Annotated in this window: 11 protein-coding genes; 5 read left to right on the top strand and 6 right to left on the bottom strand. The window is 69.0% G+C overall.

Features of this window, described 5'->3' with window-relative positions:
- Positions 1–86: 86 nt before the first annotated feature.
- Positions 87–878, bottom strand: coding sequence for a hypothetical protein (locus ACFV15_RS42770; RefSeq protein WP_378358513.1), 792 nt, complete (start codon positions 876–878; stop codon positions 87–89).
- A gap of 221 nt (positions 879–1,099) precedes the next feature.
- On the opposite strand from ACFV15_RS42770, the gene ACFV15_RS42765 reads away from it, so the two are divergent.
- From ACFV15_RS42765 to ACFV15_RS42750, 4 genes are all read left to right on the top strand, one after another.
- The gene (locus ACFV15_RS42765; protein ID WP_378358511.1) at positions 1,100–1,510 is read left to right on the top strand and encodes a pyridoxamine 5'-phosphate oxidase family protein; all 411 of its coding nucleotides are present in this window, start codon (positions 1,100–1,102) and stop codon (positions 1,508–1,510) included.
- A 35-nt stretch (positions 1,511–1,545) separates the two neighbouring features.
- Positions 1,546–2,190 (top strand): response regulator, encoded by a 645-nt coding sequence (locus tag ACFV15_RS42760; protein ID WP_378358509.1) that lies wholly within the window; start codon positions 1,546–1,548, stop codon positions 2,188–2,190.
- 104 nt (positions 2,191–2,294) lie between these two features.
- Positions 2,295–3,959 carry a GAF domain-containing protein gene (locus ACFV15_RS42755; RefSeq protein ID WP_378358507.1) on the top strand — a complete coding sequence of 555 codons (1,665 nt, stop codon included), beginning with the start codon at positions 2,295–2,297 and terminating at the stop codon, positions 3,957–3,959.
- Between the two features lie 65 nt (positions 3,960–4,024).
- Positions 4,025–4,951: an NAD(P)H nitroreductase gene (locus ACFV15_RS42750; protein WP_378358505.1), complete on the top strand. Its 927-nt coding sequence runs from the start codon at positions 4,025–4,027 to the stop codon at positions 4,949–4,951.
- Between the two features lie 139 nt (positions 4,952–5,090).
- Here the strand turns inward: ACFV15_RS42750 and ACFV15_RS42745 are convergent, their stop codons facing one another.
- Genes ACFV15_RS42745 through ACFV15_RS42735 form a run of 3 tightly spaced genes read right to left on the bottom strand, consistent with a single transcriptional unit; the run spans position 5,091 to position 7,839 of the window.
- A complete protein-coding gene (locus ACFV15_RS42745; protein WP_378358503.1) occupies positions 5,091–5,579 on the bottom strand; it encodes a glutathione peroxidase in 489 nt (162 codons plus the stop codon).
- A gap of 11 nt (positions 5,580–5,590) precedes the next feature.
- Positions 5,591–7,069, bottom strand: coding sequence for a 1,4-alpha-glucan branching protein domain-containing protein (locus ACFV15_RS42740; protein WP_378358502.1), 1,479 nt, complete (start codon positions 7,067–7,069; stop codon positions 5,591–5,593).
- Positions 7,066–7,839 (bottom strand): class I SAM-dependent methyltransferase, encoded by a 774-nt coding sequence (locus ACFV15_RS42735; protein WP_378358500.1) that lies wholly within the window; start codon positions 7,837–7,839, stop codon positions 7,066–7,068. Before ACFV15_RS42735 ends, ACFV15_RS42740 begins: the two co-directional genes overlap by 4 nt.
- 52 nt (positions 7,840–7,891) lie before the next feature.
- On the opposite strand from ACFV15_RS42735, the gene ACFV15_RS42730 reads away from it, so the two are divergent.
- Positions 7,892–8,320 carry a hypothetical protein gene (locus ACFV15_RS42730; RefSeq protein WP_378358498.1) on the top strand — a complete coding sequence of 143 codons (429 nt, stop codon included), beginning with the start codon at positions 7,892–7,894 and terminating at the stop codon, positions 8,318–8,320.
- Between the two features lie 27 nt (positions 8,321–8,347).
- Here the strand turns inward: ACFV15_RS42730 and ACFV15_RS42725 are convergent, their stop codons facing one another.
- Positions 8,348–9,559 (bottom strand): cytochrome P450, encoded by a 1,212-nt coding sequence (locus tag ACFV15_RS42725; RefSeq protein WP_378358496.1) that lies wholly within the window; start codon positions 9,557–9,559, stop codon positions 8,348–8,350.
- 31 nt (positions 9,560–9,590) lie between these two features.
- Positions 9,591–10,277 carry a TetR/AcrR family transcriptional regulator gene (locus ACFV15_RS42720; RefSeq protein WP_378358495.1) on the bottom strand — a complete coding sequence of 229 codons (687 nt, stop codon included), beginning with the start codon at positions 10,275–10,277 and terminating at the stop codon, positions 9,591–9,593.
- Positions 10,278–10,576: the final 299 nt, after the last annotated feature.

The raw sequence follows: 10,576 nt of genomic DNA, 5'->3' as shown, positions 1-10,576 counted from the left end.
ACCACCCCCCGACTCCTATGCCCTGGGGGGGGGGCGGGGGGGGGCCGTGCCGCCCCCCCCCCCCCCCCAACGCTCACGAGCCTTTTTCAGAAGGTCGTCTTGGTGACGGCCGCGTAGCCGTAGCCGAACCTGATGATCACCTGGGAGTAGGTGTCGCCGTCACGCCTGCCGCGGGTCGTGCGGGTCTTCTTGATGGCCTCGTCCGGGATGCTGTACGAGGCGCTGACGCCGGAAGCGGTCGCCGCGAGCAGCACGCGCTGCATGGCCTGGCCCGCGTGCAGCTGGTCGAGCGCGGTGTCGCCGCGCGAGACGATCTCGGCCACCATCGGCGCTCTCGCGTCGCGTCCGTCCATTGTGGAGTCGTGGCTCTGTACCAGGTCGAGGCCCTCGGCACGGGCGGCACGGGCCAGCGCGGTGGTGATGTTCGGCGCGACCGGGCGCCGGTCGAAGGGGTGCGGGTGCGGGCGCCAGTGTGCGATCGCGCGGTACAGCGCCTGATCGGCGAACGCCGGCGGCCGCGCACCCTTGAGCCAGACCGTCGCGAGGTGACCGGGGCGCCGCCGGTTCGGCAGCAGGTGGGTCGCCGACGACCGCCCGCTCGCCCGCAGACCGGTGCGCAGGTTGAAGATCGCCGCGCCACAGTTGACCCTGACCTCGCGCGAGGGCGGCATCGTGCCCGGCCACGCACGGTCGCTCTCCAGCCAGACCTCGATGCGGTCCTCTTCGACCTCGAAGCACCACGGCCGGATGACGTGGGTGCCCTGCACGCGGTTGGCCACGTGCAGGGCGATGCGGACCTGGCCGTCGGTGGCCAGATCCTCGGTCGTGGGCTGGCGTTCGACCCTGATGGATCGTCCGAGCACGAATCTCGTTGTCATCGGCACCAGGCCTCCTCGCCACGACGGATTCGTGACACAGCATGCGGGATCCGTGACACCCGGTTAAGAGACTTTGGTCCTCAAGGGTGAGGACCCATGGGCCCCTCCTCCTCGGCTTGTGGAACAAGGGGCGTAGGTCGATGACCTTCGGCCCTCCCCGGTCACCGGGTCACCGGGCCACAATCGAGCGGCCAGCAGGGACTTTCCGTTGGAGGGACGGTATGTACGAGCGGGCCGGGGTGAACGAATTGAGTTACCGCGAATGCCTGCGGCTGCTCGGCACGGTCTCACTCGGTAGGCTGGTCCACTCGGCGCACGCGCTGCCCGCGGTGCGGCTGGTCCCGTTCGCGGTCAGGGAAAGCGCGGTCATCATGCGGGTGGTGGACTCCGATGTCGCCAAGGCCGTGCGCGACGCGGTCGTGGCGTTCCAGGCCGACGACGTCCTGGCGGACCTCGGCGGCGGCTGGAGTGTCACGGTTGTCGGGCACGCGACCGCGGTCAAGGACGCCGCCGAACTCGCCAAGCTGGCGGGACTCCGGCCGTGGCCGTGGGGAATCAAGAAGGACGGCGAGTACGTCCGGATCGCCGCCGAGGTCGTTTCGGGCACACGCGTCACATCGGAGGGGGGTTGAGCGATCTTCACTGTGTGACGCAAGCAGGGGGGAAGATGATCAAGGTGTTCCTGGTCGATGATCACGAGGTGGTGCGGCGCGGTGTCGCCGATCTGCTGGACTCGGCCGAAGACCTGCTGGTGATCGGGGAGGCGGCGACGGTCGCCCAGTCGATCGCGCGGATTCCGGCGCTGCGCCCGGATGTGGCCGTACTCGACATCCGGCTGCCCGACGGCAATGGCATCGAGCTGTGCCGCGAACTCCGGTCGCGGCTGCCGGCACTGAAGTGCCTCATGCTCACGTCATTCACCGACGAGCAGGCGATGCTCGACGCGATCTTGGCGGGCGCATGTGGGTACGTCATCAAGGACATCGACGGCGTCCGGCTGATCAGTGCCGTCCGTGACGTCGGCGCCGGGCGTTCGCTGCTCGACAACCGGGCCGCCGCGACGCTGATGGCCAAGGTCCGCGCGGACGCCGAGCACGGCGGGCCACTCAAGGAATTAACGGGCCGTGAGCGGGAATTGCTCGACCTGATCAGTGAGGGACTTACCAACCGGCAGATCTCAGAACGCTTGCACCTGGCGGAAAAAACGGTCAAGAACTACGTATCCAGGCTGCTCACGAAGCTGGGCGTGCAGCGGCGCGCGCAGGCGGCCGCGCTGGCCAGCCGCCTGCGGGACGGCAGACGGGGCACTTAGCCTGAACGGCGCTGTCATTCCCGGGGAATGGGTGAGACCCTCAGCCAGTGACCGAGAGCGACCGCTCAACTTCCGACGGTCCTCAGCCTAGCCAGCTGGACCAGATGTCCCAGTTGCGGCTGCGCGAGCTCGTATCCGAAATCCAGCACCGCGTGAATCTTCTCGTCGACGCGCGGGAACTGATGGACGGCCTGCTCGACGCGCTGCTCGCGGTCACCTCCGGGCTCGAACTCGAGGCGACACTGCGCCGCATCGTGCGCGCGGCGATCAAGCTCACGGATGCCGGCTATGGCGCCATCGGCGTGTTCAAAGCCGGTGGCGGGCTTTCCGAATTCGTTCAGGAAGGCGCGGGCAAGGGCGTCGCGACCTCGTTTCCCGTCGGCCATGGCCTGCTCGGGTTGCTGCTCGACGCCTCGCAACCGGTGAGACTGCAAGAACTTTCCCAATTTCCGGCTGCCGCCGGGCTTCCCGGTGGGCACCAGCCGATGGGCTCGTTCATCGGCGTGCCGGTCCGGGTGCGGGATCGGATGTTCGGCAATCTCTATTTGACGGACAAGGCAGGCGGCCGTTCGTTCAGCGACGACGACGGCGAAGTGCTGCAGGCGCTGGCCGCGATGGCCGGGATCGCGATCGAGAACGTGCGGCTGAACGAAGAGTCGCGCAGGCGGGTGCAGTGGCGTGCGGCCGCCGACGAGATCAGGTCCGAGCTGCTGGCCGGTGCGGATGCCGATGACGTGTTACGGCTCATCGCCGAACGCGCGTGTCAATTGGCGGGCGCCGACTACGGCTTCCTCGCGCTGCCGACGGATCCGGAGACACCCGCCGACGAGGTCACCGACCTGGTGATCACGATGTCCTCGGGGTTCGACGAGGGGGCCGTCGTCGGCCGCACGATCCCGATCGAGGGCTCGACGTGTGGAGAGGCGTTCCGCACCCGGATACCCTGCCGCGCGCACGGGTTGAGCTACGACCTGTCGTCGGAGGCCGGGGTGAAGCTGGGGCCGGTGCTGGCGTTGCCGTTGCGGACGGCGGGTTCGGTCTCAGGGGTGCTCGCCGTGCTGCGCAAGCTCGGCGGCGAAAGCTTTGAGGCGGAACAGGTTCCGTTCGTCGCGTCGTTCACCGACCAGGCCGCGCTGGCGTTGCAGGTCGCCCGTGAGCAGCGGCAGCGCTATGAGCTGGGGCTGCTGGCCGACCGGGAGCGCATCGCCCGTGATCTGCACGACCGGGTCATCCAGCGGCTGTTCACCATCGGCCTTTCACTGCAGGCGACCCGGCATCGCAGCCGGTCGCCGGAGACACAGCGACGACTCGGCGACGGGATCGAGGACCTCCAGGGCGTGATCAGCGACATCCGCACCACGATCTTCGACCTGCACGGCGACCACGATGGCACCTCCCGGCTGCGCAAGCGGCTGCACGAGGCCGTCGCCGAACTGACCGCCGACGCCGGGCTGCGCTCGGTGGTGCGGCTGTCCGGCCCGCTCGGGGTGGTGCCCGCCGGGCTGGCCGACCAGGTCGAGGCGGTGGTGCGGGAGGCGATCAGCAACGTGTTGCGGCACGCGCGGGCGAAGATGCTGACGGTCACCGTCGCCATGGAGGACGAAGTCAGCGTCGAGGTGACCGACGACGGGATCGGCATCGGCGGCAGCCCGGAGGGCAGTGGGCTGCGGAATCTCGCTGACCGGGCGGAACAGCACCACGGGACGCTGACCGTGTCGCCGAGGCCGGGAGGCGGCACGCGGGTCTTCTGGTCCGTGCCACTGCCCTGAAGGCCCCGTTTTCTGGTGACTTTCGGCCCTGACGCGGCCACTCGGAGTTTTGACAGAGTGCCCAAGTGATCAGCTTGCCGGAGATGCCGTGGACAGATCCCGGGCCGTTTGACGAGTCCGTCTTGCGCGAGGCGCTGACGCTCGCGGTGCGCGCGCCGTCACCGCGCAACTCGCAGCCGTGGCGCTGGGTGGTCGACGGCCAGACGCTGCATCTCTACGCCGGGCGTGACCGGCAGTGTCCCGAAACCGATCCCAACGGCTCCGCGCTGCTGTTCAGCTGTGGCTCCGCGCTGCATCATCTGCGGATCGCGCTGGCCGGGCTCGGCTGGCGCACGCGGGTGCAGCGGCTGCCCGACGCCGGCGTTCCCGAGCTGCTGGCGACCATCGAGCTGATCCGCGGCGAGCCCGCCGCCGACGAGATCTCACTGGCGGCCGCCATCGGCCGCCGCCGCGACGACCCGCGCCGCTACAGCGACTGGAAAGTGCCCGAAGCGCATCTGACCTGGCTTTCGCACTGCGCGGGCGCCAAGGGGCTGGTCACCGTCGAGCTGGTGCGTGACGGCGCGATCCGGCCGAGGCTCGTGCACGCGATCGCGGAAGCCGAGCGCAGGCGGTCCGTCGATCCGGCGCTGCTGCTGGAACTGCTCGAGGTGAACGGTCTCGCGTGGACGTCACCGACACTCGACTTCGACCGTGAATCCGAGCTGTTCGTGCTCGGCACGGGCACCGACGACCGGCAGGCGCGGCTGCGCGCGGGTGAGACCGCCAGCCGGGTACTGCTCACCGCCACCAGTCTCGGCTTGGCGAGCTGCCTGCTGACCACGCCGTTGAGCATCGCGGACACCCGCGCCGTGCTCCGCGCCGAACTGCTCGGCGGCTGGTTCCCGCAGGCGGTGATCCGGGTCGGCTGGGCGCCGGTCAGCGCCCAGCCGGTCCCGGCCGAGCCCAGGCGCGCGCTGGACGAGATCGTCCAGTTCGCGGTGCGGGCCTGACCTGGGTATATGCCGGTTGTCCACAGGGGTCGTCCGGTGTGGACAACCCCGGCTTGTTGATCTTGCCCGCCCTGGCTTCCGGCGGGGCCCCGATAAGCTGGACGTGGGGCCGGCCCCCTGGGAGTGGCGGGGGATGGGATCAGCGCGGAAGCGCCGCTTCGACGGCCTTGACCAGGGTCTCGTCGTCGGGGGTGGTCTGCGGGCGGAAGCGGGCGAGCACCTCGCCGTCGGCGCTGATCAAGAACTTCTCGAAGTTCCACTGGATGTCGCCCGCGGCGCCCTCGGAGTCGGCGGCCTGGGTCAGTTCCGCGTAGAGCGGGTGGCGGTCGTCGCCGTTCACGTCGATCTTCTCGAACAGCGGGAAGCTCACGCCGTACGTCGTCGAGCAGAACGTCGCGATCTCCTCGGCACTGCCAGGCTCCTGCCCGCCGAACTGGTTGCACGGGAAGCCGACGACCGAGAAACCCTTGTCCGCGTAGGTCTCCTGCAGCTTCTCCAGCCCGGTGTACTGCGGCGTCAGCCCGCACTTCGAGGCCACGTTGACCACGAGCAGCGCCTTGCCGCCGAGCGAGCCCAGCGTGGACGGCTCGCCGGAGAGCGTGCGCAGCGGGATGTCGTGAATGCTCAAGTTTCTTCTCCCTAGAGGTTTCGTGCGTCGAGATGTCCGAACGGGCGGTCCTGTGCCCGGTATTCCGCGGCGAGCCGCTCGCGGTCCGGTGAGCTGATGAGCGCGTCGAAGCGTTCCGTGTGCACGGCGGCCCGGCGTCGCGCGTAGTCGGCCGCCGAGTCCTTGGTGACCATGAACGCCCAGTCGCTGGACAGCGCGAGCATGGCCTCCATGACGGCCTGGTCGCGCACGGCGTCGCGCGCGGTACCCGGCTCGACGTGCTTGAGCAGCCGTTCCTGCAAGGCGGTGTTCGCGTCGACCATGTCGGCGACCTGCTCGCCGTCCCAGACCCGCCAGTCCTTGCCGGAGCCCCACGAGGACGCCGGCAGGTCGACGGCCCCGCCGACGTGCCCGGCTTCGGCCGCGCCGCGCAGCGTGGTGACCCGCACACCCACTTCCGGCAGCGCGCGCAGCACGCCTTCCAGCCACGCCGGTCCTTCGTGCCACCAGTGGCCGAACAACTCGGTGTCGTAGGCGGCGACGACCATCGGCTCGCGGTCGTGCTGAGCCCGCAGTTCACGCAGCCGCGTGACGACCGTGTCCACGAAATCCTTGACGTGCAAGCGAAGCGTGTCCGCGGCGAGCGCCGGATCGTACGGCGCCTTGTCCGGCGGCTCGACCGTCTTGCCGGTCACCCGTGACGGCTTGAGCCCGACCCGGTGGTCCCAGGTGTGGAAGTCCCGGTAGGCGGCGTGGCCGGGATAACCGGCCTTCGGCGACCACACGCGATACGTGACTTCGAGATCCCGGCCGAAGCACAGCACGTCCGAGTCACCGACCGTGCGCGCCTGTGACGTGTCACCCTTGAGCGACGGCCCGTCGACCATGAACCGCCGCACGCCCGCCTGCGCGTAGCCGGCTTCCATGCCGGGCTCGTAGCCGCATTCGGGTGCCCAGATGCCTTCCGGCCGGTGGCCGATCCGCAGCGCGGTGTCGTCGAGACCGCCGCGCAGCGCGAAGGCCCGAATCCGCGGGTCGAGCAGCGGCTGGAACGGATGCGTCAGCGGCCCGCCGAGCAGCTCGATCGTCCTGTTGTCCACAAAGGACCGCAAGACCGGCGAGAAGCCGTGCCGCCACCTGGTTTCCAGTGCTTCGGAGGCCCGCATCGCGGTCCGGTGCTCGGCGGCGGCGAGCTCGCGCAGCAGCGGATCGCCTTGCCAGAGCGTGGAAGCCTGCTGTGCGCGCAGCTGCCAGTGCCCGAGCCAGTCGTGGAACGTGCGCAGGCAGTACGGGTCGTCGAGCTGCGCGGCGAGCACCGGCGTGACGCCCAGCGTGAGCACGTCGCGCTTGCCCTCGTCGGCGAACCGGTCGAGCAGGTCGACCATCGGCAGGTACGAATGCGCCCAGGCCTGGTAAAGCCATTCCTCGCCGACCGGCCAGGAGCCGTGGTGGGCCAGCCAGGGCAGGTGACTGTGCACGACCAGGCAGAACGTGCCTTCGCTCGAGTTCACGGCCGGACCGCCACCGCGACGAGGTCCAGGCTGGCGTCGAGGTCCGCGCCGTGGATGGTGAAGTCCTCCGCCTTGATGGCCGCGACATCCGCGAGCAGCTTCGGCGGCCAGGTGGCCTGACCCGGCAGATGCCCCATCACGACGTCGAGCTGCGCGTCGATGATCGACCCGCCGTAGCGCGCGTCGAGCTCCTCGAGCGGTCCGCCGTGGTGCAGGCCGTGCAGCAGCTCGACCTCGAATCCGGCACCGGTCAGCAGGGAGTCCAATTCGGACGGTGCGAGTTCCCTGGTGTGAAAGGGATTGAGCGGTGTGTCGCTGTCCGGGCTGAAGGTGATCCGGTTCGGCGTCGTCACCAGCAGTTTGCCACCTGGCTTGAGCACGCGGTGGCATTCGGCGAGAAAGCCGCCCTGGTCCCACAGATGCTCGATCACCTGGAAGTTCGCCACGACGTCCACAGTGGACGTCCGCACCGGCAGGAACGCGAGGTTCGCCCGTGCGACACCCACCTCGGGATACCGCCGCGCGACATGTTCGGTGGTGTCCACGTCATAGTCCAGCGCGAGCACGCGCTCGGCGGTCGTGGCGATCAGCCCGGCGCCGTAACCTTCGCCACAGCCGGCCTCGAGCACGGTCGCGCCGTCGCAGTACGGCAGCAGCGCGAGGTAGGCGGCCTCGTGGCGCCTGAACCAGTAGGTCTCCTCGGCGATGCCGGGCACCGTGCGTTCGCCGGTCAGGTGCAGCGCGTCGGCTCGGGTGGCTGGGGTGGTCACTCCGCGACCTTAGCCGGTGTCACATTCCGGGTCGCCGTCTCTTCTGTAGTACATGCAAACCAAACTGACCCGTGTCCTGCTCGTACTCTTCGGCCTGCTGGAGCTTGTGCCAGGGGTGTGGGCGAGCCTCACGCCGACCGGCTTCTACCAGGATTTTCCCGGTTTCCGGCGCGGCTGGGTGGCGATGGACGGCCCGTTCAACGAACACCTGCTGCGTGACTTCGGCGGGCTGAACCTGGCCATGGCGGCCGTCCTGATCGGCGCGGCCGTGACAGGCACCACACTCGCCGCCCGGGTCGCCGCCATCGCGACTCTGCTCTACGGCGCGCCGCACTTCTTCTACCACCTCGGCCACATCGAGCACTTCGAGCAGATCGACAAGGTGCTCATCGTGGCCACGACGGCGCTCGGCTTGGTGGTGCCCTTGGTGCTGCTGGCGCTTCCCAGCAAGAAGGCCCTCGTGAGTGGTACGGCCGGTTAGAACCGGCCGTACCACTCACGACCCCGTTTAGCCGGCGAGCAGTGGGAGCTTGCGCACGCCGGTCATGTTCGGGCTCGGCTGGAACTCCGGCCGGGTGCCGGGGTCCGAGCGCAGCGCCGGGTAGCGGTCGAGCAGCAGGTTCATCGCGACCCGGCCCTCCAGCCTGGCCAGCGGCGCGCCGAGGCAGAAGTGCACGCCGCGGCCGAACGCCAGGTGCGGGTTCGGGTCACGCGCCGGGACGAACGTGTCCGGTTCGGTGAACGTGCGCTCGTCGCGGTTGGCCGCGGCGATCCACACCATGATCATGTGATCCGGCGGGATGACCGTGCCGCCGAAGTCGGCCTCGACATTGGTCACCCTGGCCACCGCCGCGAACGGGCTGAGGAACCGCAGCGACTCCTCGATCACCGCGGGCACGGTCGAGCGGTCGGCGCGTGCGGACTCCCATTCGCCGGGATGCGCGTCGAGGCACAGCATCGTGTTGCCGAGCAGCATGGTGGTGGTGATGTGCCCGGCGACGAGCAGCAGCTTCGCGAAGTTCGCCACCTGCACCGGGCTCAGGCTCTCGCCGTCGACCTGCGCTTCGATGAGCTTGGTGAGCAGGTCTTCGCGGGGATGGCGCTTGCGCTCGTCGGCGTGCTCGGTGATGTAGTCACTGAGGAGCTGGCTCACGGCCATGGTCTCCTTGAGCCGCTTCTGCTGCTTCTCAGTCGGCTCGTTCAGCGAGAATTCCTCGTCGTTGTCGAGCATCTTGTCGACCCAGCCCTTGAACAGCTCACGGTCGCTCGCCGGGACGCCCAGCAGCTCCGCGATCACGATCACCGGCAGCGGATACGCGAGGTCCTCGACCAGCTCCAGCCGCCCGGTGCCGTCGACCTTGTCGAGCAGCTCGGTGGTGATCTTGGCGATCCGCGGCTCCAGGTCGGCGACGACCTTCGGCGTGAACGCGTGGCTGACCAGCTTGCGGAGCTTGGTGTGCATCGGCGGGTCGAGCTGGATCAGGTTGCCGGCGGAGAGCGAGTCCTGGTCCTGGTCGGGGAAGGTCCCTTCCGGCACGACGCGGATGATGTCCGACGAGAAGGTGGCAGGGTCGGCGAGGATCCGCAGCGCCTCCTGGTGGCCGTAGACGTTCCACATCCCGGACTTCTCGCTGAATTCGACGCGCTTTTCGGGCTGCTTCCCCCGCAGCCAGAACTGTGATTCGTGGACGCCCCAGGTGTCGGCGAGCGTGGCGGTCATGTTCTCCCCATTTCCCGCCGAGGCGCCTGTGCTAGCCGGGCTCGGCGTAGATTCCCTTGTGGTAGATGGAAAGCAAGCCTTCGAGCAGGGTCACGAGCTCGGCGGCGGTCGCGGCGACGGCGGCCGGATCCGCCGGTTCGGCCGGCTCGAAGGCGCTGCGCACCGTGTACGCCAGCAGGTCGGCCTTGGCCTCCAGCGTGAGCCCGGCGCCTTCTTCGCTGAGGTTGTCGACGAGGTAGAAACCGGAGCCGACCGCCTGCAGCGCGTACTGCACGTTCGGCACGTCGGACCGGATCAGCCCACGCTCGGCCATCATGGTGGCGAAGCGGTCGGTGACCACAGCTTCCTGTGCCTGATAAGAGGAATCGCGTTTCAGTGAGCCGATCAGCTCACTGCTGTCGCCGGTCAGCAGCGCGAGCATCAGCGGGCGCCGCATGGTGGCCAGATAGGACGCGCGCAGGAACCGGTGCGGGACGACCTCGGCCGGATCTTCCCTGATCCGGTCGAGCAGCTCGCCGCACAGCTCGATGTAGGCACGCAGAATCACGGCTTCGAACAGTTTTTCCTTGGTGCGCCAATGCAGGTAGACCGTGCCCTTGCCGATACCCGCCTGCCTGGCGACGTCCTCGACGGTCACCTTCCGGTAGCCGTACCGGATCAGCAGCGCCGCCGCCGCGTCCAGGATCCGGTCCGCCCGGTCCTTCGATGGTTCTGGCATACGGCATGTTCGCATACCCCCTGACTCGATGACCAGATGACCAAAGTCGGTCATCCGGTCACAATCCAAGGTAGCGCCGACCGCCAAGGGCGGCAAGGGATTTCAGGGCAGGCGAACGGGTGGTTAGGGCGCGTCTCGTGGATCTTGCACACGCTATCCGCGCCCGGGCGGCCGCTGGCGGCACCGCGAGATCACCCGAGTACGACCGGCGTCCAGGGGGGGCGCGGGGGGGCCCCACCGGCCCCCCCCCGGCAGACCGACACACCCCCTTTGAACCCGGAGCCCCCGAACCCCCCCCC

Source organism: Amycolatopsis sp. NPDC059657 (genome assembly GCF_042734395.1).
GTDB lineage: Bacteria > Actinomycetota > Actinomycetes > Mycobacteriales > Pseudonocardiaceae > Amycolatopsis.
Note: the sequence above shows the minus strand (reverse complement) of the source record. Positions and strands in the feature narration are given on the sequence as shown.

Coding starts and splice junctions, on each gene's coding strand:
- ACFV15_RS42760 (WP_378358509.1), top strand. CDS start 1,546: ATGATCAAGGTGTTCCTGGTCGATGATCACGAGGTGGTGCGGCGCGGT.
- ACFV15_RS42765 (WP_378358511.1), top strand. CDS start 1,100: ATGTACGAGCGGGCCGGGGTGAACGAATTGAGTTACCGCGAATGCCTG.
- ACFV15_RS42770 (WP_378358513.1), bottom strand. CDS start 878: ATGACAACGAGATTCGTGCTCGGACGATCCATCAGGGTCGAACGCCAG.
- ACFV15_RS42730 (WP_378358498.1), top strand. CDS start 7,892: ATGCAAACCAAACTGACCCGTGTCCTGCTCGTACTCTTCGGCCTGCTG.
- ACFV15_RS42755 (WP_378358507.1), top strand. CDS start 2,295: ATGTCCCAGTTGCGGCTGCGCGAGCTCGTATCCGAAATCCAGCACCGC.
- ACFV15_RS42720 (WP_378358495.1), bottom strand. CDS start 10,277: ATGCCAGAACCATCGAAGGACCGGGCGGACCGGATCCTGGACGCGGCG.
- ACFV15_RS42725 (WP_378358496.1), bottom strand. CDS start 9,559: ATGACCGCCACGCTCGCCGACACCTGGGGCGTCCACGAATCACAGTTC.